This is a genomic window from Mycobacterium sp. NPDC050853 (assembly GCF_040653875.1).
GTDB lineage: Bacteria > Actinomycetota > Actinomycetes > Mycobacteriales > Mycobacteriaceae > Mycobacterium.
Window position 1 is genome coordinate 60,151 of record NZ_JBFAGW010000004.1, and the last position, 23,551, is coordinate 83,701.

The following is a 23,551-nucleotide window of genomic DNA, read 5'->3' on the forward strand; positions in this document are numbered from 1 at the left end:
GCTACCCGCATCGCCTACGGATCGGGGCACAATGAAACCGTGGCCACCTGGGATGACGTGGAAGGCACTGTATCGGGGCTCCCCGACGTGGTCGAGACGTCGCCGCGGGTGTGGAAGGTCCGCAAGAAGCTGTTCGTCTGGGAGCGGCCGTTGCGCAAGCGTGATCTGGCAGCCCTGGGAGATTCGGCCCCCGACGGCGACATACTGGGCGCCCGCGTCAGCGATGAGGGCGTCAAATTGGCACTCATCGCCGACGAACCGGACGTGTACTTCACGACACCGCATTTCGACGGCTACCCCATCGTGCTGGCCCGGTTGGACGCCATCGCGGCGCCGGACCTCACCGAACTCATCACCGAGGCTTGGCTCTGCCAGGCGCCGAAGACGGTGACGCGCAAGTTCCTCGGTTAGTGGCGACGCAGCTCGAAGATCGGGATGGCCCGGTCGGTTTTCTCCTGGTAGTCGGCGAACACGGGAACTCGCTCGACCACCTTCGGATACAGCGCGTCGCGTTCCGCGCGCGAGAGCTCGTGGGCTGACACGTCATAACCGTCGGTTCCGATGGCGATATGCGCATGTGGATTTACCCGCAGGTTGTGCACCCATGCGGGATTCTTGTCGGCGCCGCCGAACGAGCCGACGACGTAGATCGTTCCGTCGATGTCGAAGTACGCCAGCGGATTGAGGCGCTTGCTTCCACTCTTGGCGCCGGTGTTCGTCAGGAGCAGGATCGGCACGCCGGCGAACTGTCCGCCGACCTCTCCGTCGTTCGCGTGGAACTCCTTGGTGATGCCGTCGTTGAACTCATTGATCACCGCGGCGGGCAGTTGGTTAAAAGGGGTGTCATCGGTCACCTCACCAGAGTGCCAGTCCTGCGCCGTGTTTCTCAGGTTGCACTGTCAGGATGGCTGGGTGACGGTGGCTGCCTCCCAGGAACGACGTTGGTTCGGTTCGACCGAGATCCTGGTGGTGGCGCTCATCACTATGGCCCTGGCAGCAGGCTGGTTACGCGGCGTCGTCGACGGCAACGAAAAGCTGGCGACGGCCGGGACCGTGTTCTGCGGGGTGTTCGTCCAGGCCGTCCCGTTCCTTGCGCTCGGTGTGATCGTGAGTGGACTGGTCGCGACGTTCGTTACCCCGGAACGGCTGGCACGGTGGCTGCCGAATCGGTCCGTCGCGGCGGTGGCGGTGGCGGGTGTGAGCGGTGCCGCGCTGCCCGGATGTGAATGCGGTTCGGTGCCGGTCGCCCGCCGGCTGTACGGACCGGGCTCCGTCGGTGCGGCCGCGCTCACGTTCATGTTGTCGGCGCCCGCGATCAACCCGGTGGTGTTGGTCGCCACCGCCGTCGCCTTCCCCGGTCAGCCGAAGATGGTGCTGGCGCGCGCGGTGGCCTCACTGCTTACCGCCATGGTGATGGGGATGGTGTGGTCACGGTGGGGCCGCGACAGCTGGGTCACCCGCAAGCTGCCCGCCGCACACTCCGAATCCTCTTCCCGCTGGACGATATTCACCGAGGCGGCGCGGCACGACTTTCTGCAGGCCGCCTCGTACTTGGCAATCGGCGCAGTGGCCGCCGCGGCGCTGCACGTACTGGTACCGGCCTGGGTGTTCGAGCATCTGGCGGGGAATCTGGTGGTCGGCGTGGTGACCATGGCGCTGCTGGCCTTTGTGCTGGCGTTGTGCTCGGAAGCAGACGCCTTCGTCGCCGCGAGCATCACCATGATGCCGCTCATCCCCCGGCTGGTGTTCCTCGTGGTGGGGCCCGCCGTCGACATCAAGCTCGTGGCCATGCAGTCGGGAATGTTCGGACGGGCCTTCGCCGCCCGGTTCGCTCCCGTGACGTTTGTGGTGGCCACGCTCGTCGCGACCGGTATCGGCCTGGCAGTGCTGGGAACCTCGTGAGGCGCGATACCGAGAACACGCTGCTGATCCTGTTGGGGGTCAGTGTGGCGATGATTGCGGTGACGGGAACGTTTACCCGCTACGTCAAACCCGGACTGCTGCCATGGCTTGCCGCCTCGGCGGTCATTGTGATCGGACTCGGGCTGGCCGCCATAGTCCGAGATGTGCGCCACGGCCACACCGATCATGACGACGCCGCTCACGGGCATGAGGGCCACGGCGATCACGCCCACAAGCATGGCGCCACATGGTTTTTGGTACTGCCGATAGTTCTGCTGATATTCATCGTGCCCCCGGCCCTGAGCCCGCGTTCCATCGCACAGGCGGATATCGCGGGATCCGCCAACGTGTCACGGCGGGCCTTTCCCCCGCTGCCGCCCGGCGCGGCGCCCGCAGTGCCGCTGCCCGAAGTACTGATGCGCATTGCTGCCGGATCCTCCGACACGCTGACCGGACGCACGATCACCGTCACCGGGTTCACGTTCAAGGAGGGTGAGCGCACCGATCTGGCCAAGATCGTCATCGTCTGTTGCGCGGCGGACGCCCAGCTGGCACGGCTGAAGATGACCGGGCCGGCGGCAGCATCGGCATCGGCGCTGCCGGAGAACACCTGGGTGTCGGTGACCGGGACGGTGCCCGGAGGGCAGAGCTATCGCGGCCCCTCCTCGATTCCCGTCATCGAGGTGACCGGCCTCACCCGCACCGATCCGCCCAAGAACACCTACTGAACGGAGCCTCGTTGCGGTACAAGGCATACCTGTTCGACGTGCAGGGCACGCTGCTCGACTTCTTCGAACCGGTGTCGCGCACGGTTGCCGAGCAGGTGCCCGAGGTCGACGCCGGTGCATTCACTCGGGCCTGGCGCGCAGACTATTTCGACCGCGTCTCGAATCTGACGCAATCCGTGGATGACTGGACACGGGTTCAGGATCTCTACACAGACGGCTTCGCGGACGTCTGTGAGACGTTCGGACTCCCGCGCCCGGACGCTGCGACCGCCGCGGCCGCCGCGGCCAGCTGGCAGCGCCTGATTCCGTGGCCGGACGTGCCTGCCGGTCTCGCGGCGCTGCGTTCGCGAGCCACGATTGCCACCCTCTCGAATACGGATATGGCCACCATGGTGAATCTCTTTAAACACCTGGGCATTTCGTGGGATACGGTCCTCACCGCAGAGGTGTTCGGGTGCTTCAAGCCGGACCCGGTGGTGTACCGGCGTGCACTCTGCTACCTCGGTGTGGCACCCAGCGAGGCGGCCATGGTGGCCGCGCATCCCTATGACCTGCGTGCCGCGCGGGAGATCGGCTTGGGCACGGTGTTCGTGTCGCGACCACTCGAATACGGCGATCCCGTGCTGGCGCACACCGACGCGGACGGGGAGTTCGACCAGGAAGTGTCCGGTATTCACCAAATCCGCTGAGACGGTTGAACCAAACCACGGTCCCACTCGTGACCATGTATGTGGACTCGAATCCTTCCTCCGTCCGTAGTCCCCAATCTGCTGCCGCGAAAGTCGCAGCACAGCAGGTAGGGGCCCCATCGATCGCGGCGGCCGCGACGGCCTTTCCGCCGAATCAGTACAGCCAGGCAGACATCTGCTCGGCACTGACCGGCTTCGCCGGACCCGCATTCGAGCGGTTCGCCAAGTCGGCTGGCGTGCAATCGCGGCATCTGGCGTTGCCTCTCAACCGATATAGCACCATCAGCGGTTTCACCGAAGCCAACGACACGTTCCGGGACACTGCGCTGGAAATCGGTGAGCGCGCCATCAAATCAGCCTTGCAATCTGCGGGCATCGAACCATCGCAAGTTGATCTGGTGGTGTCGACAACGGTCACCGGCCTGGTCGTGCCCACCCTGGAAGCCCGGCTCGTCGAGCGGGTCGGATTACGCCCAGACATCAAGCGGGTGCCGCTGTTCGGGCTGGGATGCGTGGCCGGTGCCGCCGGCGTCGCCCGGATACACGACTACCTGCGCGCCTTCCCCGACCATGTCGCGATCTTGTTGTCGGTGGAGCTGTGTTCACTGACCATCCAGCGCAACGACCAGTCAATGGCAAACCTGGTGGCTTCCAGCCTCTTCGGCGACGGATCTGCGGCCGTGGTGGCAGTCGGCGCGAATCGGGCAGCGTCTGGCCCACGCGTGCTTGCCACCCGCAGCAGGCTCTACCCCGATTCCGAGGGGGTGATGGGCTGGGATATCGGTTCCGACGGTTTCAAGATCATTCTGTCCACCGAGGTCGCCTCGATCGCCGAAAAATACCTCCGGGAAGATGTGACGCGCTTCCTCGCCGATCACGGTCTCACCGTTGACGATGTCACCACCTGGGTCTGCCATCCCGGCGGCCCCAAGGTCATCGAGGCCATCGAGCGAGGTCTCGAACTGCCTGAGGATGCATTGATTCACACCCGGAACTCATTGCGGGATAACGGAAACCTCTCCTCGACATCAGTCCTCGATGTATTGAGGGCCACCTTGGCCGCCCCGCCGCCTCCCGGGTCTATCGGGATGATGATCGCCATGGGCCCGGGCTTCTGCTCCGAGCTCGTACTGCTGGCCTGGTAGCGCCGTGTACTACCTGTTGATCCTCGCGGTGGGGATCGAGCGGCTCGCAGAGCTGGTGGTGTCCAACCGGCATGCACGCTGGTCTTTCAGCCGGGGCGGCAAGGAATTTGGCCGTGGGCACTATACGGCGATGGTCACCGTGCATACGGGGCTGTTGGTCGGTTGCGTCCTTGAGGTGTGGCTGCTGAATAGGCCGTTCCTGCCGATTCTCGGCTGGTCCATGCTGGCGATCGTTGTGCTCAGTCAGATACTGCGCTGGTGGTGCGTGACCAGTCTCGGTGAGCGATGGAACACCCGGGTGATCGTGTTACCCGAAGCGCCGTTGGTGCGGCGGGGCCCGTACCGCTGGTTGCACCATCCGAATTATGTGGCCGTGGTCGCCGAAGGAATCGCACTGCCGCTCGTACACACGGCCTGGGCGACCGCGCTGTGCTTCACCGTGGCCAATGCATTCGTATTGGTGACGCGAATCCGGGTGGAAAACAAGGCTCTTGGCTACGCATGACGGACTATGACGCGGACCTGCTGATCGTCGGCGGGGGCCCGGCCGGCCTGGCTTGCGCTCTGCGCGCCAGACGGCAAGGGCTCACGGTCATTGTGGCTGAGCCCCGCACCTCTCCGATCGACAAAGCATGCGGCGAAGGACTGATGCCGGGCGGTCTGGCAGAGCTGCTTGAACTCGACGTAGACCCGGCGGGAATGCCGTTGTGCGGTATCACCTATCTGAGCGAGCGCCGCCGCGCCCAGGCGGATTTCACAGGAGGCACGGGACGCGGCGTGCGGCGCACCACCCTGCATACCGCGCTCGCGGAGCGCGCGAAATCCGCAGGGACGCAATCGATAGCAATGCGGGTCTCGGAAGTCAACCAAGACCGAGCCGGGGTCAGCGCCGCCGGCATCCGGGCCAAATGGATGATCGCCGCCGACGGGCTGCATTCACCGGTGCGCCGCGCTCTGGGCATCGCCACCACAGCGGGTAGACCGCACCGACACGGCGTGCGCAGGCACTATGCGATGGCGCCATGGTCGCAGTACGTCGAAGTGTATTGGTCGCCCTGGGGCGAGGCCTATGTCACTCCGGTGCAACCCGATCTCGTGGGGGTGGCAATCCTGAGCCGGCATAAGCAGCCGGATCTTGCCTGGTTCGGTCAGCTTTCTGCCCGGCTGTGCGATGCCCGGCCCGGTCCCGCCCGTGGATGCAGCTCACTGCGCCAAGTCGTCTCACGGCGGGTCGAGGGTCGGGTGCTGCTGGTCGGCGATGCCGCCGGCTACGAAGATGCCCTGACAGGAGAAGGCGTCAGCCTGGCGGTCAAGCAGGCGGCCGCGGCGATCGATGCCATTGTGAATGACACACCGCAGTCCTACGAGGCGGCATGGCACCAGGTGACCCGGCGCTACCGGTACCTGACACGCGGGCTGGTACTGGCCACGGCGCCTCGTCTCACCCGGAAGGCCATTGTGCCCGCTTCCGCCCTGGCGCCAGCGCTGTTCCGGCGTGCCGTCAACACTCTGGCGGGCTGACACGAGCAGCCGGCGCCTAGCGCAGACCCCTGGGCCGTACCAGCAGCACCAACACCCCGGCAAGGACGATGCCGAAAAGGTTGACCGCCAGCTGCAATGTGGACAGTCCGGCGAGCTCCCATTCCCCCACTGTCGCCGCCACCACCGCGAAACCGGCGGCCGGCACGGTGGTGACCGAGATGAAAACGCCCACCAGTGCAGCCGATTTCGCCGACATCAGCGAGAGCATGCCTGCGGCTCCGGCCAGCAGCGCGACTACCAACGAGAACGGCCCCACCTGGAACACGAAGTCAACCTGCTGCAGTTCTCGCACGCTCTTCAGCGTTACCCATCCGGCACCCTCGGCGGCCAGCGCTCCGACAGCAGTCACCGCCATCGCCACCGGGAAGCCCACCATCAGCGCCAGCAGTGACCGACGCGCCAGCGACCACTTACGCCGCACGATCGAAACCGCCAGGGCGGCAAGCGGGCCGAATTCCGGGCCAACCACCATGGCGCCCACGATGGTGACCGGCGAATCGGTGACCACACCGACTGCAGCGATCAGACAGGCCAGACATAGGAATGCCAGGAAGGTCAGGTTGAGGGTCGACTCCTCGCGGGTACGACCGATCAGTTCGTCCCAGATGACGGCATCGGCCGGATCCCCCTCGGCCTCGTCCTCGGCCTCATAGGCGGTCTGCGAGATCACCGTGTCGAGAACCTCCGCAGTGATCGACCCACGTTTGTCGATATCGATCGACTTGAGTCCGTCGAGCACGTCGTTGGCGGTCTCGCGCGCCACGTCGGCGGTGATCACATCGCCCGCCGGACTGATCGCCGCTTCGGGCAGGCGCACGATATGCGCGACTCCTGTTGTGGTGGAAAGGAATTCCACCACCTGATCGGACAGGTCCGCAGGTGCGATAATCCGGACGTGAAGCACGTGCCCTATGCGTCCGCAGGCTTACCGGGCTTTTCCGGTTTGGCGTCGATCCCGGAGTCCTTGCGTTGCGCCGCGGTAATCGGCGCCGGGGCATCGGTCAACGGATCGACACCGCCACCGGACTTCGGGAAGGCGATGACCTCGCGGATCGAAGACGTGCCGGCCAGCAGCGCGGTCGTCCGGTCCCAGCCGAGGGCGATCCCGCCGTGCGGCGGGGCGCCGAATGCGAAGGCGTCCAACAGGAACCCGAATTTCTCCTGGGCCTCCTCGTTGCTGATACCCATCACCTTGAAGACCCGCTCTTGGACGTCGCGGCGGTGGATACGGATCGACCCTCCGCCGATCTCGTGGCCGTTGCACACGATGTCGTAGGCGAATGCCAGCGCCGAACCCGGATCGGTATCGAAGGTGTTCTCCGACTCCGGCTTCGGCGAGGTGAAGGCATGGTGCACCGCAGTCCACGCACCGGAACCGACCGCCACGTCACCCGCGGCGGTGGCGTCATCGGCAGGCTCGAACATCGGCGCGTCCACCACCCAGGCGAATGCCCAGGCGTCGGGGTCGATCAAACCGAGGCGCTGCGCAACCTCGCCGCGCACCGCACCGAGCAGAGCCCGCGAGGACTTCACAGCACCGGCGGAGAAGAAGATGCAGTCACCCGGGTTGGCGCCGACATGGGCCGCCAGCCCATCGCGTTCGGCATCGGACAGGTTCTTGGCGACAGGGCCGCCGAGGGTGCCGTCCTCCCCCACCAACACATAGGCCAGTCCCTTGTGTCCGCGCTGTTTGGCGAATTCCTGCCAGCCGTCCAGCGTGCGACGTGGCTGATCGGCACCGCCGGGCATCACCACCGCACCCACGTAGGGCGCCTGGAAAACCCGGAAACTGGTGTCGGAGAAGTACTCCGTGCACTCCACCAGCTCCAGGCCGAAACGTAGGTCCGGCTTGTCGCTGCCGTAGCGGCGCATCGCCTCGGCATAGGTGATGCGCGCGATGGGTGTCGGCACGTGATAGCCGATCAGATCCCACAACGCCACGAGGATCTCCTCGGCAAGCCCGATGACATCGTCCTGGTCCACGAAGCTCATCTCGATATCGAGCTGGGTGAACTCGGGCTGCCGGTCCGCCCGGAAATCCTCGTCCCGGTAACAACGCGCAATCTGGTAGTACCGCTCCATACCCGCGACCATGAGGAGCTGCTTGAACAGCTGCGGGCTCTGCGGCAGGGCGTAGAAGCTGCCCGGCTGCAGACGGGCCGGTACCAGGAAGTCGCGCGCGCCCTCCGGCGTCGAGCGAGTCAGTGTCGGCGTCTCCACCTCGACGAAATCGTGGCGGGCCAGCACGCTGCGCGCCGCGGCGCTCACCTTGGAGCGCAACCTCATTGCATTGCCCGGACCCTCGCGACGCAGGTCGAGGTACCGGTATTTGAGACGCGCTTCCTCACCCGGGGTTTCGTCCAGCTGGAACGGCAGCGGCGCGCTCTCGTTGAGCACGGTCAGTTCGGCGGCGTTGACCTCGATCTGGCCGGTGGGGATCTCGTCGTTGGCGTTGCCCTGGGGCCGGACCTCCACGATTCCGCTGACCTCGACGCAGAATTCGGCACGCAGCCGATGAGCCTGTTCGAGCACCGCGTCGTCGCGGAACACCACCTGCGACACGCCGGAGGCGTCGCGCAGATCGATGAAGATGACGCCGCCGTGGTCGCGTCGTCGAGCCACCCAGCCGGCAAGCGTTACCCGCTGCCCGGCGTCGGACTCCCGCAACGTTCCCGCGTCGTGACTGCGCAGCACAAAAGATCCCTTCGAAAAGTCAGTGTTAAGACATTTGAGCCTAGCGGCCCGCGTTTAGCGACCTCGACGGACTCAGTGCACCTGGGCCCAGGCGAGGCGGCGCACCGAGTCCGGATCCTCCACGGTGACGTCGGCACGGGACCGGATGATCCGGGTCCGTCGACCCTCTGCTCCATACGTCGGCCAGCCCTCGGGTCCGTCTCCGACCGCGAAGTCCAGCCAGGCGCGCTGCATGCGGCGGCCGACCGAGGGCATCATCCGCGCCCCCAGCGGGCTCAGCAGCATCCCGACGAATGACCCATAACTGTGCTGGACGTGCACGATCTCGCTGCCGTGGGTAGCACCGAGGCCGAGCACCTTGAGGCCCCAGGCGGTGTGGTCGAACCGGTACATGAAGGTATCGGCGAAGGCACTGTAGGCATCGGCGAAGGCCCACATGGGGGCGGCGAACATGGCATCGGAACCCAGGGCGACGAGCGCCGAACGGCTCGGGTATCTCGGGTATGCGGACACGATCGCGTCTTGATACTCCGGGCCTATCCGGTTGAAGTAGCCGTTGATGGTCGACTCAGTGGTAGGCAGCATCGGCGGTTTCACCCGCGCGAACATCGATGCCTCATGGCTGTTGGACCCGATGATGAGCGGCACCTGATGCACCTCGCCGCGCCGCGCCGCTTCGACGGGGTGGTGTGGCAGCAGGTCAGTGCCGTAGGTGAGCCCGTATCCGAGGATCGGGGTATCGGTCGCGCTCTCGATCTGCAACTTGGCCGCGCCGCGGCGCAGTTCCCGCTGCGGCAACACCTTGAGACGGCTGGGGTCCGTGACGTCGAGCAGCTCCATGTACCGGTGCGCACGCCGGTCTCGCAGGGCCTTGTCGGCAATGAGCGGTAACGCCGGGCTCTGCGCGATGGCGCGACCGAACAGCCCTCCCGCCGCCGGGCTGGCCAACAGCGCCAGCACCGAAGTCCCCCCTGCCGACTCACCGAAAATCGTGACGCGATCGGGGTCGCCACCAAAGGCCGCGATGTTGTCGCGCACCCACTTCAGCGCGGCGATCTGGTCACGCAGGGCCAGGTTGTCGTCAAAACCCTCGCCCAGGGCGCTGAGCTCCAGCCCACCCAGCGCTCCGATCCGGTACGTGACATTGACGACCACGACATTGCCATTGGCGGCCAGTCGCGCACCGCTGTACAGCTCCAGCTGCCCAGCACCAAAAACGAAGGCCCCGCCCGGGATCCACACCATGACGGGCAGGCTGGCGTGGACGTCGGGCGACCATACGGTGACCGTCAGGCAGTCTTCGCCTCGGACCTTGGGGTCGTCCCGCCCGGCACCCACGAACGATTTTCCTTGATGCGGCAACGGCGCGTGCTCTATGGCGTCGCGCACACCGTCCCAGGCCTCCAGCGGAGCGGGTGCCAGGAACCGAAGCTGTTCGACGGGCTGCTGCGCGTACGGCACCCCACGCCACACCGAAACGCCGCGATCGATGGTTCCCCGCAGGTCTCCCAATGGTGTGCGGACGATGGTCGGTAAGGCGACATCAACGGCCACGTATCGAATCGTAATGCGGGCGGAGGCCATAGACCCGCTATGGGCCGTGTGGCGCCGCGGGAAAGTACCGGAGACGGACATGAACTCTTCGCCGTGTAGCGATACGTCGGCCTGTGGAGTATGCAAAGGTATCGGCAGCCGGACGCAGCCGATAACTGAGTAGCAGAGATACAACGTGGGAGTGGCAGACCAATGACCTTCAACGAAGGCATGCAGATCGATACCAGCACCACCTCGGGTGGAGGCATGGGCCGCGGCCCGAAACTGGCCATCGGCGGTGGTGTCGGCGGGTTGCTGATCGCAGTGGTGGTGATGCTGCTCGGCGGCGACCCCAGCCAGGTTCTGCAACAGCAGGGCCAGCAGCAAGCGGGCCCGGCGCAGGAGCAGACACAGGACTTCAGCCATTGCAAAACCGGTGCGGATGCGAACAACGCGTTGGACTGCCGCATCATCGCTACCGGGAATTCCGTCGACGCCGTCTGGAAGCAGATCCTCGGGCCGAAGTACCCACGGCCCGGCGTGAAACTGTTCAGCGGTCAGGTGAACACCGGTTGCGGCGCCGCGACCACCGAGGTCGGCCCCTTCTACTGCCCCGCCGACCAGACCGCATACTTCGACACCAGCTTCTTCCAGGTGCTGGTCGACCAGTTCGGATCCAGCGGCGGCCCATTGGCGCAGGAATATGTGGTCGCCCACGAGTACGGCCATCACGTGCAGAACCTGCTCGGCGTGCTGGGCAAGAATCAACGCTGCGCCGAGGGCCAGGCAGGTGGCGGCGTGTGCACCGAGCTGCAGGCCGACTGCTACGCCGGGGTCTGGGCCCAGCACGCATCGACCACCAAGCAGGAGGGCACCGGGGTGCCCTTCCTGAAACCGCTGTCGGATCAGGACATTCAGGACGCGCTCTCCGCGGCATCCTCGGTGGGCGATGACAGAATTCAGAAGCGTGCGACCGGGCGCGTCAACCCGGAGTCGTGGTCGCACGGCTCATCCGAACAACGTCAGCGGTGGTTCACCGAGGGGTACCGCAGCGGTGATTACCGCGTCTGCGACACCTTCAACGCCGAGAACCTGAACTAGGCACCGGGCTCGGCGGCTTAAAACAGCGTCGGCTCCAGCGCGGGCACCAGTTTTGGTGGCCGCGTAGGGGTTTCCTCACGGTGCGAGGCCAATCCATACTTGTCGACCAACGGGGCCACCCGCTCTCGTAGCCATGACCGATACTCGGCCGGCGCATATGCGCCCTTCCGGTACAGCTCCCGGTATCGACCGACCAGCTCGGGATGCGATTGCGATACCCAGGACATGAACCAGCCCCGTGTCGTCCCACGCAAATGCAACGGAAAAACCGTCACGGAACCCGCGCCGGCATCCGCGATGCGGCCCAGCAGGTCATCGAGATGCTCAATCGAGTCGGTGAGAAACGGAAGCACCGGCGCCACCATCACATGCGGCTCAAATCCCGCCTCGCGCGCCGCGGCGATGAGCGACAGCCGTGCCTGGGGTGAGGGCACCCCCGGCTCGACTTCCCGGTGTACCGCGTCATCGCCGATAGCGAGCGAGACGCCCAGGCTTACCGGCACCTGCCCGGCCGCCTCGGCGAGCAGGGGTAAATCTCGGCGCAGCAGCGTCCCCTTGGTAAGGATCGACATTGGTGTCCCCGAATCGGCCAGCGCGGCAATCACTCCCGGCATCAACTGATAGCGGCCCTCGGCCCGCTGATAGGGATCGGTGTTGGTGCCGAGCGCGACCGTCTCACGCACCCAGGACTTGCGCTGCAACTCTTTCCGGAGCACCGGAACCAGATTGGTCTTCACGACGATCTGAGTGTCGAAATCAGCACCGCTGTCGAATTCCAGGTACTCATGCGTCGGGCGCGCGAAGCAGTAACGGCAGGCATGCGAACACCCGCGAAATGCGTTGACCGTAAAGCGAAACGGCAGCATGGACGCGGCCGGGACCTTGTTGAGCGCCGATTTGCACAACACCTCGTGAAAGGTGATGCCTTCGAACTCGGGTGTGCGGACGCTGCGCACCAGACCGATGCGCTCCAAACCCGGGAGCGCCCCGTCGTCGGCGCCCAGCGCCTGGCCGTCCCATCGCATGATCTATGCGAACATATGTTCGATACGGTGTCAAGCACCAACCGCGCTCGAAAGCCCCCGTGGATCGGCAAAATTCCACTTATGGCCGGCCACAAGAAGATTGGCGTGCCGCAGCCGGTTGTCGCAGCTAAGCGTGCCCGCACCGACCCACGCGACCGCTCCCAGCACCAGCAACAACAGCCATTCCGGTGAGTAGAAGAAATTGCTGAAGAACTCAGCCGTGGACTGCCCCGCGAGCCCAGGAACCACCGATAGCCAGATCGCTCCGGCCATGATTGCGGACAGTGCCAGCGCAGCCATCCAGGTCAGCAGACCCACAATGAGCATGACTCCGGCGATCAACTCCACCCACGCCGTCACGGGCGCCGATATCGACGGCAGCGGGGCACCCCATGCCGCGAAGTCATCGCGAAACCTCCCGAGATTGGCGATCTTTCCCACCGCGCCACTGACAAACATGTATCCGATGCTCACCCGGGTAAGCATCTTCCAGAGTTCGACCGGCCAACGACGCATGCCGGTCAGTGTAGGAGCGCGGTGGTACTGAGATGCGTCGCACGCGAGGGACTGCTTGACTTATCACGTGACGGAATCGACGACAGAGCTCTTGTTTTCCTATGGCACCCTGCAGCAGCCCGAGGTGCAACGCGCCACGTTCGGGCAGGAACTCGAAGGGCAGGGCGACGCCATCGTCGGGTTCGACCTGGACTACGTCACCATCACCGACCCGCATGTCATAGCAACCAGCGGCAACGATCGGCATCCCATCCTGCGTCCGTCGGCAACGGCCGCTGCGGAGGTCCCGGGGACAGTCTTTTCCATTACCCCCGCACAGCTGGCCTCCGCCGACGAATACGAAGTCGACGACTATCGACGCATTTCGGTGCCGCTGCGCTCAGGCGCAACGGCCTGGGTCTACGTGTGGGCAGCCGGCTAGCGCGCTACCACTTACGCAGTGCGCACGTAACGGCGGTCTCGCCATCGGCCTGCGTTGCGAGAGCGCCGTCCACGAACACCTCGCAATGGAACACGGGAGCACCGGTAACGGCCTTGGCCGCCGCGCTCGCGCTGACATAAGCCCACTGCGTCGGATCGTTCAACGTGGTCTCGACCACAAACGGAGCGTCGGGCGAGATACGGGTCGAGTTACGCACCAGATACTTGCTCGACTCCGAGTCGTACGCGGCCTTGCTGGGCGGCTCGTTCTGCAGCACGAGGGTCTGCGAGAGGAACTCACGGTCGGAGCTGATCACGTACTTCACCTGGTGCGGTGCCGCCTGCGCTACCGGGATCAGGGCCGTCACGGACATGGTCAAGGTTGCGGAACCGGCCACGGCGAGCAGACCTGCTGCGATACGTCCCATACGTGTCATATCCGCGATGCTAGCCGCGCCGTTACCTCGTCGACAATCGAACCAATCGGCACCGGGTGCTGAACGCCATCTGCCAGCGTCTTGAGTTCGATGTTTCCCTCACCGATTTCCCGGTCCCCGGCGACCAGTGCAATCGAGGCTCCGGAGCGGTCCGCCGCGCGCATCGCACCCTTGAGTCCACGGTCGCCGTACGCGATATCGGTGCGGATTCCAGCAGCACGCAGCTGCGCCGCCACCTTGACCAACGCCGATTTTCCGTCCTGCCCAAGGGGAACGCAGAACACCTCGCAGCGCCCGCTGTCCCCCACCTCGACGCCCTCGGCCCGCAGGGCGAGCAGAGTTCTGTCCACGCCGAGCCCAAACCCGATACCCGACAACGACTGTCCACCGAGCTGCGCCATGAGTCCGTCATAGCGCCCGCCGCCGCCGATCCCCGACTGCGCGCCCAGTCCGTCATGCACGAACTCGAATGTGGTCTTGGTGTAGTAGTCCAGGCCGCGCACCAGCCGCGAGTTCACCACGTACTGCACGCCCAACGCGTCCAGATGATTGAGAACCTCATCGAAATGCGCCTTGGATTCCTGCGAGAGATGGTCGAGCATGAGCGGCGCGGCGGCGGTCATCTCGCGCACCTCGGCCCGCTTATCGTCGAGTACCCGAATGGGATTGATACGGGCCCGTTCCCGCGTCGCCTCGTCCAGGTCCAGGCCGAAGAGGAATTCCTGCAACAACTCTCGGTACTGCGGGCGGCAAGACGCATCGCCCAGCGAGCTGATCTCCAAGCGGAAGCCGGTAAGCCCCAGCGAGCGGTACCCGGCATCCGCGATCGCGATCACCTCGGCATCCAGGGCCGGATCGTCGACGCCGATGGCTTCCACGCCCACCTGCTGCAACTGGCGGTAGCGGCCGGCCTGCGGACGCTCATACCGGAAAAACGGTCCGGCGTAACGCAGTTTCGCGGGCAGCTGGCCGCGGTCCAGGCCATGCTCGATGACCGCACGCATCACCGAGGCCGTGCCCTCCGGGCGCAGCGTTACCGAACGATCGCCGCGATCGGAGAAGGTGTACATCTCCTTGCTGACCACATCGGTGGACTCCCCCACCCCACGGGCGAACAGTCCGGTGTCCTCGAACACCGGCAATTCGATATAGCCGTACCCAGCCAGCCGCGCCTGTTCCAACAAGCCGTCACGCACCGCCAGGAACTGCGCCGAGTCCGGTGGTATGTAATCGGGAATGCCCTTCGGGGCCCGAAAGGATCCAGCCCCGTATGTCTTCTCGCTCACTGAATTTCCTCGAGGAACGGGTTGGCGCGTCGCTCGTCGCCGATGCTGGTGGAGTTGCCGTGCCCGGGGAGGACAACGGTGGAATCGTCGCGGGTCAGCAGTTTGGCCGCAATCGAATTAAGCAGCTGTTGGTGGTTCCCGCCAGGCAGGTCGGTGCGCCCGATCGACATCTGGAACAGGGTGTCGCCACTGAACACCACATCAACCGGGCCGTTCTCGGTGTCGACCTCGATCCCGAAGACCACCGAGCCGCGCGTATGCCCGGGCGTGTGATCCACGGTGAGGGTGATCTCCGCGAGCTCCAGCTTGTCGCCGTCGCCGATCTCGATGAGCTCCTTGGGCTCGGTGAACTCCACGCCCTGGATGAACTGACCCAGGCCCGGCCCGATCCCGGCAAGCGGATCGGCAAGCATCACGCGATCATCGGGGTGGATGTACACCGGGATCCCGTACTCGTCGGCGATCGGCTGCGCGGTCCACGTGTGATCGAGATGCCCGTGGGTGAGTAGCACCGCCGCGGGGGTCAGATTGCGTTCGGCGAGGATCTCCTTGACACCCGGGATGGCCTCTTGGCCGGGATCGATAATGACGGCAGGGCCGCCTTCGTGGGGCGCCACGATATAGCAGTTCGTGGCGAACATGCCCGCGGGAAATCCGGTGATCAGCACCCGAACAGCTTAGGCGGCGGGTCCTGCACGTTCTCTTAGGTGTGGCTGGCACACTCTCTGGCGACCTAGATTCTTCGATGATTCTTCAGCGGAAGCCCTAGAAGGAGAGCCCGGTGCCGACCAACGAGCAGCGACGTCAGACCGCCAAGCGCAAGCTGGAGCGACAGCTGGAGAGCCGTGCGGAGCGCGCTCGCAAGCAGCGGATCTGGGCGATCAGCGGCGTCGCGGTTGTCGCCGTCCTCGCAGCGGTGGCCATCACCGCATGGCTGGCCATCCGCAAGAGCGATAAGACCGACTCCGCCCTGGCCACCGCCTCTGACACCACCCCGGTCTCCACGGTCGACGCACCACCGACCTCCTCGTTGCCGACACCCGACGAACCGCCTGTCACCGGGCCGGCTCTCCCGCAGTTCGTGGCCCCCGCCAATCTGGGTGCCAACTGCCAGTACCTGCCCGCGGAAAAGCCCTCCAAGAAGATCGAAAAGCAGATACCGCGAACCGGGAAGGTGCCCACCGAACCCGCGACGCTCACCGCCAGCGTGAAAACCAGCCAGGGCAACATCGGCCTGGTGCTGGACAATGCGAAGGCTCCGTGCACGGTGAACAGCTTCGCCAGCCTGGCGCAGGGTGGATATTTCGACGACACCATCTGCCACCGGATAACCAGTGGCGGTCTCTCGGTGCTGCAGTGTGGCGACCCGACGGGCACCGGTTCCGGCGGCCCGGGATACCAGTTCGACAACGAGTACCCCACCAACCAGTACAAGCCGGGTGATCCGGCCGCGGAGAGTCCCGTCGTCTATCCGGCGGGCACATTGGCGATGGCCAATGCGGGACCTGGCACCAACGGCAGCCAGTTCTTCATGGTCTACAAGGATTCGAAGCTTCCGCCGCAGTACACGGTGTTCGGAACCATCGACAAGACCGGTATGGACACCCTGGCCAAGATCGCCAAAAACGGCATCAAGCCGGGTTCTCGCGGCTCGGGCGATGGCACACCCGCCCAAGAGGTGAAGATCATCGACCTGCAGCTCGACTGACGTGATTTCGCGTCGCAAGCTGCTTATCGGGGGCCTCTCCGCAGGTGCGGTGGCCGCGGTGGGTGCCGGGGCGTACGAGTTCACCCAATCCGCGGGAACCGGATGCCGGCTACCCATTGACCCGGCGAGGATCGCGCTGAGTTCCCTCGAAGAGGACTTCGGCGGCCGCCTCGGCGTGTGTGCGGTCCAGGTCGGATCGAGTGCGACATTCAGCTTTCGGGGCGACCAACGCTTCATCATGTGTTCGACGGTGAAGACCTTCATCGTGTCGGCGATTCTGCACCGCCGCCGCAGCGATCCGGGCCTGCTGGACAAGCGGATTCACTACACGCAGGCCGACGTTCTGGAGTGGGCGCCGATCACCTCCAAGCATGTGGCCGACGGCATGACCATTTCGGAGCTGTGTGATGCGACGATCCGCTATAGCGACAACACCGGCGCCAACCTGCTGATCGCTCAGCTCGGCGGCCCCAAGGTCACCGAGCAGTTCGTCAGAGGCTTGGGCGACAACATCTCTCGTATGGATCGCATCGAGGGTCAGCTGAACATTCCCGACGGCGACAAGGACACGTCGACCCCGCTACAGCTGGCGACCACCCTGCGCAGGCTGGTTCTCGGTGACGGGCTGGATCCCCAGGGCCGGGACCTGCTCACCGACTGGATGAAGCGGAACACCACAGGTGATCAATCGATTCGGGCGGGTGTCCCGACGGGCTGGCCGGTCGGTGACAAGACGGGCAGCGGATTCAAGGGCGAGACCAACGACATCGCGGTGATCTGGCCACCCGGGCGTGCGCCCATCGCCATCGCGGTGCTCGCGATCCCCGACGACCCGAAATCCACCAAGGGCAAGCAGACCATCGCCGAGGCCACCCGAATCGCGCTCAAGGCACTGACTTCCTAACCACCGAGTGTCCACACTTGTGCTTGGCGTAAGGGATTACGCGGCGGATGTAACCCGGTAGACGTCATAGACGCCCTCGACATTGCGGACCACGTTGAGGACATGGCCCAGATGCTTGGGGTCGCCCATCTCAAAAGTGAACCGGCTGATGGCAACTCGGTCATTCGATGTGGTCACCGAGGCCGACAGGATGTTGACTCGCTCATCAGCAAGGACACGCGTCACATCGGAGAGCAGCCGATGCCGGTCCAGCGCCTCGACCTGGATGGCCACCAGGAACACCGAGGACGCCGACGGCGCCCAGTGCACCTCGATGATCCGTTCCGATTGCTGCTGCAGGGATTCGGCGTTGGTGCAGTCGGTGCGGTGCACGCTGACTCCCCCGCCGCGGGTGACAAATCCGAGGATCTGATCCCCCGGTACCGGGGTGCAGCACTTGGCGAGCTTGGTCAGCACACCCGGGGCACCCGGCACCGCGACACCCACATCGTCGCTACGGCGCTGGCGCACCAGCATCGTCGATGGAGTGGACCGCTCTGCGAGTTCCTCCTCGGCGCTGTCCACCCCGCCCAGCTGGGCAACCAGCCGCTGCACCACATGCCGGGCCGAAACATGCCCCTCGCCCACCGCGGTGTACAGCGCGGAGGTGTCCTGGTAGCGCAGCTCCCGGGCCAACGATGCCATGCCCTCGCCGTTGACCAAGCGCTGCAGCGGAAGTCCACCGCGGCGCACCTCACGGGCGATGGAGTCCTTACCGGCCTCCAACGCCTCCTCGCGCCGTTCCTTGGCGAACCACTGCCGGATCTTGGCCTTGGCACGCGGTGACACCACGAAGGTCTGCCAGTCGCGCGACGGGCCGGCGCTGGCGGCCTTGGAGGTGAAAACCTCCACCACTTCCCCGTTTTCGAGCTTGCGCTCCAGTGCCACCAAGCGCCCATTGACGCGCGCACCGATGCAGCGGTGCCCAACCTCGGTGTGCACCGCGTAGGCGAAGTCCACCGGAGTGGATCCGGCAGGCAGGGTAATGACGTCGCCCTTGGGGGTGAAGACGAAGATCTCCTGCACCGCCAGGTCGTACCGCAACGCCTCCAGGAACTCACCAGGGTCGGCGGCCTCACGCTGCCAGTCGAGCAGCTGGCGCATCCACGCCATATCGTCGACTTCGGCGCCCGCAAGCGTGAGCGGAACTCCGTTGCGCCCCTTGGCTTCCTTGTAACGCCAATGCGCGGCGATGCCGTACTCGGCGGTGCGGTGCATATCGCGGGTGCGAATCTGCACCTCCAGCGGCTTGCCCTCAGGCCCGACCACGGTGGTATGCAACGACTGATAGACACCGAAACGCGGTTGCGCGATGTAGTCCTTGAAGCGGCCCGCCATCGGCTGCCACAACGAGTGCACCACGCCCACAGCGGCATAACAGTCACGAATCTCGTCGCACAGAATCCGGACGCCCACCAGGTCGTGGATATCGTCGAAGTCACGGCCCTTGACGATCATCTTCTGGTAGATCGACCAGTAGTGCTTGGGGCGCCCCTCGACGACGGCACTGATACGCGAACCATTCAGGGTGGCAATGATTTCCGCACGAACCTTGGCCAGATAGGTATCGCGTGACGGCGCCCGGTCGGCGACCAGCCGCACGATCTCCTCGTACTTCTTGGGGTGCAGGATCGCGAAGGAAAGATCTTCGAGCTCCCACTTGACCGTGGCCATGCCCAGCCGATGCGCCAGTGGCGCAATCACTTCCAGTGTCTCGCGTGCCTTCCGCGCCTGCTTCTCCGGCGGCAGGAATCGCATGGTGCGCATGTTGTGCAGCCGGTCGGCGACCTTGATGACCAGCACCCGAGGGTCGCGCGCCATCGCAATGATCATCTTGCGGATGGTTTCGCCCTCGGCGGCATTGCCCAACACCACCTTGTCGAGCTTGGTCACACCATCGACCAGATGGGCCACCTCGCTGCCAAATTCGGCGGTCAGCTGCTCCAAGCTATAGCCGGTGTCCTCGACGGTGTCATGCAGGATCGCGGCAACCAGCGTGGTGGTGTCCATGCCCAGCTCGGCCAGGATGTTCGCCACCGCGATCGGGTGCGTGATGTACGGATCGCCCGACTTGCGGAACTGTTCGGAGTGTCGGCTTTCGGCCACCTCATAGGCGCGCTGGAGCACCAATCTGTCGGCCTTGGGATAGAACTCGCGATGGACGGCCATCAGCGGTTCGAGCACTGGGCTAACAGCACCGCGCTGCGCGGTCATCCGGCGAGCCAGTCGAGCTCGCACCCGGCGCGAAGCGCTCATGGTGCCGCTGACCCGCAGGGACTCCGAGCTCGGTACCGTCAGTTCGTTCACGACAGGCAGGGATTCCACCGCGACCTGATTCTCGCTGGGTACGTGCTCGTCAGCCACGGTTCACCTCCTCCGCCGGTCTTTGCCTAGATTATCTCTCAGATCACGCGCAGCGCAGTTAATGGCAGTGGCGCCACGGCGGTGCGACCGCCCAGATCAGACAATTCCAGGACCACACCGGCGCCCGTCACGTCGGCCCCCGCACTGCGCAACAGCCTCACCGTTGCCGCGAGCGTTCCTCCGGTGGCCAGCACGTCATCGACGATGAACACGCGGCGACCGGCGAGTTCCACCCCGTCGGCGGGGATCTCCAGCGCCGCGGTGCCGTATTCGAGCTGATAGGACTGGGAATGCACGGGTGGCGGCAACTTTCCGGCCTTACGCACCGCCAGCACTCCCACACCGAGCCGAATCGCCACGGCCGCCCCCAAGAGGAAACCGCGCGCATCAATCCCCGCAATCAGAGACGCACCATCGGCCGCCTCTGCCAACGCGTCGGTCACCTGTGACAAACCATTCGCATCCGCGAACAGCGGTGTCAGGTCCTTGAACTGCACCCCTGGCTCCGGGAAATCGGGAACCTCACGGGTCAGCGATGCCACCAGAAGCGCAATCCGCGGATCCGTATCCGTCACGCGGGCAGCACCCAGCGGTCCATGTTCCAGCCCGCGCCCCACCGGGTGACGCTGGGTGTGCCGGCGTACATCGACTTCGGTGCGATCAGCACGCGTGGCTGTCGGTACAGCGGCAGCGTCGGGAGGTCGTTCCACAGGATCGCCGATGCATCGCCCAATAGCCGGCTCTGGTCCCTGGCATTGGTGGTCACCGCGAGCGCGGCGATGATTCCATCGATCTGACCGTTGGCGTAGTTCGCCGGGTTCTTTCCCTCATGAGAACGCAGGGCGTACGCATCCATGAGCCACGAACCGGTCGACCCACTTCCGGGAGCACCGCCGATCGAGCTGAGCAACGCGTCAATATGATTGTCCCGCAACGACTGTGGCCCGACCTCAGGTGCGCTCACATCCTGCACGGTGATCCCCGCAGGTTCGCAGGCCTGCGCCATCGCGGACACGATCGCCGCGCGACGCGGGTTGGGCGCTTGGTATCCCACTCGGACGGTCAGCGGACGGTTGGCCGCGGCGGCACGGGCCGCGGCCGGGTCCGAACGCATGAATCGTCCCGCCTCGGCCGCAGCTTCTACTGAGGCGAACGAGTCTCCGATACTGGTATCCAGTCGTGCGTTCATCACCGGCGCTCCGGCGATTCCCGAGATGGCGTCGCGTGGGGTACACAGGGCCACCGCGCGGCGCAGATCGGGAGCCCCGACCGATCCGGCGGCACCGAAGATGAGCTGTTCCACACCCGATCCGGGTTCCTCGGTGCGTGCGAATCCGTCAGGCGCGGTGAGAGTCCCGGCCGATCCTGCGGCGACGTCGACAACCTCCAGGTCACCGTCGGACAGACGCTTTTGCACGTCGATCCCGCTGGGCCACACCGTGACCCGCTTCGTGACCGGCGGGTTCCCCCACCACTTGTCATTGGCGACGAGTACAACCGATCCGTCTTCGTTGTAACCGTCGAGCTTGTAGGGGCCTGCTGACGGGAACTTCGACAGGTCCAGGTCCGGCCCGAAATTCCATTGGGTGTTCCAGAAATCGGCGATCTTCTGCAGCGTCGGAACATCGTTGGCGGCGATGGCGCCGATCAGGTCGACACCCCCACCTAGCTTGTCGGCGATCACATGCCACGGCAACATCGTTGTCGCGGTGAATAACTGGGCCCAGTCGGTGAAGGCGCGATCGGGCGCGAAGGTGACCCGCGCGGTCTTCTGCCCCGGCTTGCAGTCGACCGAGGAGATGTCGGCGTATCCGGCCGTGCTGGCAGCATCGAAATCAGGCTGCCTGCCGGATTGCGCGAACCAGGCCAGCACCATGTCTTCACAGGTCACCGGCTTGCCGTCGGAGTAGACGGCCTTGTCATTGATGGTGTAGTCGAGAACCAGCGGAATGCGGCCCACTACTTCCACGGAGCCGAAGTCATGGTCGGCAATCACCTGACCGTCGGGTCCGTGAAAGCCGAAACCGGTGAGTACGCGGTTGAACGCTTGCGCGCCTGCCGAGGCGTTCCCCGCGACGCTGTTGACGTTGTAGGTCGTGAGGCGGCCGTCGACGGCGTAGTCCAGCGTTTTCGCCGCCGAAGTCCAACACGAGGTCAACAGTCCTGACGCGAGGAGCACCGTCGCGGCGATGGCGCCTATCCGCCCGATCCGTCGTGCCCTGGCTCGTGCCTGGCCCCGTGAAACCATCAGTGCCGCCGCGCGTTTCGCTTACCTTGAGGACGAGCACCGGGCTTCGGTTTGGCAGGCCGCACCCGGGGAGCGTCGGAGGCTTCCGAGGACCCAGATGACGCAGCCTTGGTGGCCTTCGTTCCCGAACCCGTTTCCGCCAGCGGCGCAGCGTCGGGCTTGCGACGGCTCAGCACCTTCTTGGTGTGGCTCGCCACCAGCTCCGTGCGCTCACGCAACGCCACCAACAGCGGGGTCGCGAAGAAGATGGACGAGTACGTGCCCACCAGAATGCCGACAAGCTGAACCAGTGCAAGGTCCTTCAGTGTTCCGACGCCCAGCAGCCAGATGGCGACCACGATGAGCGAGAGCACCGGGATCACCGAGATCAGGCTGGTGTTGATCGATCGCATGAACGTCTGATTCACGGCCAGGTTGGCATGTTCGGCGAACGTGCGCCGTGAGGTGTGCTGGAAGCCGTGCGTGTTCTCCTCCACCTTGTCGAACACGATCACGGTGTCGTACAGGGAGAAGCCGAGAATGGTGAGCAGGCCGATCACCGTCGCCGGGGTGACCTCGAAGCCCACCAACGAGTACACACCCGCGGTGACCAGCAGGTCGAAGACCAACGCGGCCAACGCGGCCAACGCCATATAACGCTCATAGCGGACCGCGATGTAGATACCGGCCAGCACCAGGAACACGCCAAGCGCCCAGAGTGCCTTGGTGGTGATCTGACCACCCCAGGTCTCCGATACCGCCGAATCGCTGATGGCATTGATAGACGGCTTACCGTCTGACCCCTTGGGCGCGAACTTATCGAAGATCGCCTTGTGGAGCTTCGTGGACTCGTCGTTGTCGAGCGTCTCGGTGCGAATCTGAATCGAGGCCGAGGCGCCCGTTCCGGTGACGACTACCGATTCGGCATCGCGACCGAGTGTCTGACTGAAGACATCCTCTGCCGCCTGGACGGTGGCCTCACCCTTCGGGAACGACACCTTGGTGCCGCCCTCGAAGTCGATGCCGAAGACAAATCCCTTGATCGCGATCGACAGGATCGCAATGACCATGAACGCGCCGCTGATCCCGAACCACAACGTGCGCTTGCCGACCACGTCGACGGCGCCGGTTCCGGTGTACAGGCGGTAGAAGAACCCGTGTTCTGGTGCGGCACCGGCGGTTTCCACCGCAGTGGACTTGGGTTCCTTCGCGGCGCTCGCGGTGACGTCCGCCGAGTCCTTATCGGCGCCCTCCACGGTGTCCTTTGCGCCGTTTCCATTGCTCACGGTGT

General features: G+C 65.0%; 24 protein-coding genes. 11 read left to right on the forward strand and 13 right to left on the reverse strand.

Going from position 1 to position 23,551, the window contains the following annotated elements:
* Positions 1–39 precede the first annotated feature (39 nt).
* On the forward strand, positions 40–411 hold the full coding sequence (locus tag AB0H22_RS14850; RefSeq protein ID WP_358147101.1) for an MmcQ/YjbR family DNA-binding protein: 372 nt from the start codon (positions 40–42) through the stop codon (positions 409–411).
* Here the strand turns inward: AB0H22_RS14850 and AB0H22_RS14855 are convergent.
* Positions 408–854, reverse strand: coding sequence for a nitroreductase family deazaflavin-dependent oxidoreductase (locus tag AB0H22_RS14855; RefSeq protein WP_180747771.1), 447 nt, complete (start codon positions 852–854; stop codon positions 408–410). The genes AB0H22_RS14850 and AB0H22_RS14855 overlap by 4 nt on opposite strands.
* A 58-nt stretch (positions 855–912) precedes the next feature.
* Between AB0H22_RS14855 and AB0H22_RS14860 the strand changes: the two genes are divergently transcribed.
* From AB0H22_RS14860 to AB0H22_RS14885, 6 genes are read left to right on the forward strand one after another with little or no spacing between them, the layout of a single operon-like run.
* Positions 913–1,902 carry a permease gene (locus tag AB0H22_RS14860; protein WP_180747772.1) on the forward strand — a complete coding sequence of 330 codons (990 nt, stop codon included), beginning with the start codon at positions 913–915 and terminating at the stop codon, positions 1,900–1,902.
* A complete protein-coding gene (locus AB0H22_RS14865; RefSeq protein WP_180747773.1) occupies positions 1,899–2,630 on the forward strand; it encodes a TIGR03943 family protein in 732 nt (243 codons plus the stop codon). Before AB0H22_RS14860 ends, AB0H22_RS14865 begins: the two co-directional genes overlap by 4 nt.
* Positions 2,631–2,641: 11 nt before the next feature.
* Positions 2,642–3,319, forward strand: coding sequence for a haloacid dehalogenase type II (locus AB0H22_RS14870; protein WP_358147103.1), 678 nt, complete (start codon positions 2,642–2,644; stop codon positions 3,317–3,319).
* A gap of 29 nt (positions 3,320–3,348) precedes the next feature.
* Positions 3,349–4,464: a type III polyketide synthase gene (locus tag AB0H22_RS14875; protein WP_358147104.1), complete on the forward strand. Its 1,116-nt coding sequence runs from the start codon at positions 3,349–3,351 to the stop codon at positions 4,462–4,464.
* 4 nt (positions 4,465–4,468) lie between these two features.
* Complete coding sequence (locus AB0H22_RS14880) at positions 4,469–4,969, forward strand: isoprenylcysteine carboxyl methyltransferase family protein (RefSeq protein WP_180747775.1); 501 nt, start codon at positions 4,469–4,471, stop codon at positions 4,967–4,969.
* A complete protein-coding gene (locus tag AB0H22_RS14885; protein ID WP_358147105.1) occupies positions 4,966–5,985 on the forward strand; it encodes an NAD(P)/FAD-dependent oxidoreductase in 1,020 nt (339 codons plus the stop codon). Before AB0H22_RS14880 ends, AB0H22_RS14885 begins: the two co-directional genes overlap by 4 nt.
* A 16-nt stretch (positions 5,986–6,001) precedes the next feature.
* Here AB0H22_RS14885 and AB0H22_RS14890 read toward each other — a convergent pair whose 3' ends face one another.
* The 3 genes from AB0H22_RS14890 to AB0H22_RS14900 form a co-directional block, all read right to left on the reverse strand.
* The gene (locus AB0H22_RS14890; RefSeq protein ID WP_180747777.1) at positions 6,002–6,910 is read right to left on the reverse strand and encodes a DUF389 domain-containing protein; all 909 of its coding nucleotides are present in this window, start codon (positions 6,908–6,910) and stop codon (positions 6,002–6,004) included.
* Positions 6,911–6,915: 5 nt separating this feature from the next.
* The gene (gene aspS, locus AB0H22_RS14895; protein WP_180747778.1) at positions 6,916–8,700 is read right to left on the reverse strand and encodes an aspartate--tRNA ligase; all 1,785 of its coding nucleotides are present in this window, start codon (positions 8,698–8,700) and stop codon (positions 6,916–6,918) included.
* Between the two features lie 72 nt (positions 8,701–8,772).
* Positions 8,773–10,284 (reverse strand): carboxylesterase/lipase family protein, encoded by a 1,512-nt coding sequence (locus AB0H22_RS14900; protein ID WP_358147106.1) that lies wholly within the window; start codon positions 10,282–10,284, stop codon positions 8,773–8,775.
* Positions 10,285–10,446: 162 nt separating this feature from the next.
* On the opposite strand from AB0H22_RS14900, the gene AB0H22_RS14905 reads away from it, so the two are divergent.
* Positions 10,447–11,334, forward strand: a complete 888-nt coding sequence (locus tag AB0H22_RS14905; protein WP_180747780.1) for a neutral zinc metallopeptidase — start codon at positions 10,447–10,449, stop codon at positions 11,332–11,334.
* 17 nt (positions 11,335–11,351) lie between these two features.
* Here AB0H22_RS14905 and AB0H22_RS14910 read toward each other — a convergent pair whose 3' ends face one another.
* Together AB0H22_RS14910 and AB0H22_RS14915 are read right to left on the reverse strand one after the other, a co-directional pair.
* Positions 11,352–12,359: an Rv2578c family radical SAM protein gene (locus tag AB0H22_RS14910; protein WP_358147108.1), complete on the reverse strand. Its 1,008-nt coding sequence runs from the start codon at positions 12,357–12,359 to the stop codon at positions 11,352–11,354.
* A gap of 30 nt (positions 12,360–12,389) precedes the next feature.
* A complete protein-coding gene (locus AB0H22_RS14915) occupies positions 12,390–12,875 on the reverse strand; it encodes a DoxX family protein (protein ID WP_358147110.1) in 486 nt (161 codons plus the stop codon).
* Between the two features lie 67 nt (positions 12,876–12,942).
* On the opposite strand from AB0H22_RS14915, the gene AB0H22_RS14920 reads away from it, so the two are divergent.
* On the forward strand, positions 12,943–13,296 hold the full coding sequence (locus AB0H22_RS14920) for a gamma-glutamylcyclotransferase family protein (RefSeq protein WP_358147111.1): 354 nt from the start codon (positions 12,943–12,945) through the stop codon (positions 13,294–13,296).
* A gap of 4 nt (positions 13,297–13,300) precedes the next feature.
* Here the strand turns inward: AB0H22_RS14920 and AB0H22_RS14925 are convergent, their stop codons facing one another.
* Genes AB0H22_RS14925 through AB0H22_RS14935 form a run of 3 tightly spaced genes read right to left on the reverse strand, consistent with a single transcriptional unit; the run spans position 13,301 to position 15,686 of the window.
* Positions 13,301–13,723, reverse strand: a complete 423-nt coding sequence (locus tag AB0H22_RS14925) for a hypothetical protein (protein ID WP_180749598.1) — start codon at positions 13,721–13,723, stop codon at positions 13,301–13,303.
* Positions 13,724–13,728: 5 nt separating this feature from the next.
* Complete coding sequence (hisS, locus tag AB0H22_RS14930; RefSeq protein ID WP_180747784.1) at positions 13,729–15,018, reverse strand: histidine--tRNA ligase; 1,290 nt, start codon at positions 15,016–15,018, stop codon at positions 13,729–13,731.
* Positions 15,015–15,686, reverse strand: a complete 672-nt coding sequence (locus AB0H22_RS14935; RefSeq protein ID WP_180747785.1) for an MBL fold metallo-hydrolase — start codon at positions 15,684–15,686, stop codon at positions 15,015–15,017. The genes hisS and AB0H22_RS14935 overlap by 4 nt, the downstream gene beginning before the upstream one ends.
* Before the next feature lie 113 nt (positions 15,687–15,799).
* Here AB0H22_RS14935 and AB0H22_RS14940 point away from each other — a divergent pair, with 113 nt between their 5' ends.
* Together AB0H22_RS14940 and bla are read left to right on the forward strand one after the other, a co-directional pair.
* Positions 15,800–16,726 carry a peptidylprolyl isomerase gene (locus AB0H22_RS14940; RefSeq protein ID WP_358147112.1) on the forward strand — a complete coding sequence of 309 codons (927 nt, stop codon included), beginning with the start codon at positions 15,800–15,802 and terminating at the stop codon, positions 16,724–16,726.
* A gap of 1 nt (position 16,727) precedes the next feature.
* On the forward strand, positions 16,728–17,630 hold the full coding sequence (gene bla / locus AB0H22_RS14945; RefSeq protein WP_358147113.1) for a class A beta-lactamase: 903 nt from the start codon (positions 16,728–16,730) through the stop codon (positions 17,628–17,630).
* Between the two features lie 36 nt (positions 17,631–17,666).
* Here the strand turns inward: bla and AB0H22_RS14950 are convergent, their stop codons facing one another.
* From AB0H22_RS14950 to secF, 4 genes are all read right to left on the reverse strand, one after another.
* The gene (locus AB0H22_RS14950) at positions 17,667–19,985 is read right to left on the reverse strand and encodes a RelA/SpoT family protein (protein WP_219602639.1); all 2,319 of its coding nucleotides are present in this window, start codon (positions 19,983–19,985) and stop codon (positions 17,667–17,669) included.
* An 86-nt stretch (positions 19,986–20,071) separates the two neighbouring features.
* A complete protein-coding gene (locus AB0H22_RS14955; RefSeq protein WP_180747789.1) occupies positions 20,072–20,608 on the reverse strand; it encodes an adenine phosphoribosyltransferase in 537 nt (178 codons plus the stop codon).
* On the reverse strand, positions 20,605–22,281 hold the full coding sequence (locus AB0H22_RS14960; protein WP_180747790.1) for an ABC transporter substrate-binding protein: 1,677 nt from the start codon (positions 22,279–22,281) through the stop codon (positions 20,605–20,607). The genes AB0H22_RS14955 and AB0H22_RS14960 overlap by 4 nt, the downstream gene beginning before the upstream one ends.
* A complete protein-coding gene (gene secF, locus AB0H22_RS14965; RefSeq protein WP_180749599.1) occupies positions 22,281–23,546 on the reverse strand; it encodes a protein translocase subunit SecF in 1,266 nt (421 codons plus the stop codon). Before secF ends, AB0H22_RS14960 begins: the two co-directional genes overlap by 1 nt.
* Positions 23,547–23,551 lie beyond the last annotated feature (5 nt).

Bases quoted from the DNA above. Each gene is read 5' to 3' on its own strand.
- AB0H22_RS14885 (WP_358147105.1), top strand. From the start codon at position 4,966: ATGACGGACTATGACGCGGACCTGCTGATCGTCGGCGGGGGCCCGGCC.
- AB0H22_RS14900 (WP_358147106.1), bottom strand. From the start codon at position 10,284: ATGGCCTCCGCCCGCATTACGATTCGATACGTGGCCGTTGATGTCGCC.
- AB0H22_RS14905 (WP_180747780.1), top strand. From the start codon at position 10,447: ATGACCTTCAACGAAGGCATGCAGATCGATACCAGCACCACCTCGGGT.
- AB0H22_RS14910 (WP_358147108.1), bottom strand. From the start codon at position 12,359: ATGCGATGGGACGGCCAGGCGCTGGGCGCCGACGACGGGGCGCTCCCG.
- AB0H22_RS14915 (WP_358147110.1), bottom strand. From the start codon at position 12,875: ATGCGTCGTTGGCCGGTCGAACTCTGGAAGATGCTTACCCGGGTGAGC.
- AB0H22_RS14925 (WP_180749598.1), bottom strand. From the start codon at position 13,723: ATGGGACGTATCGCAGCAGGTCTGCTCGCCGTGGCCGGTTCCGCAACC.
- AB0H22_RS14960 (WP_180747790.1), bottom strand. From the start codon at position 22,281: ATGGTTTCACGGGGCCAGGCACGAGCCAGGGCACGACGGATCGGGCGG.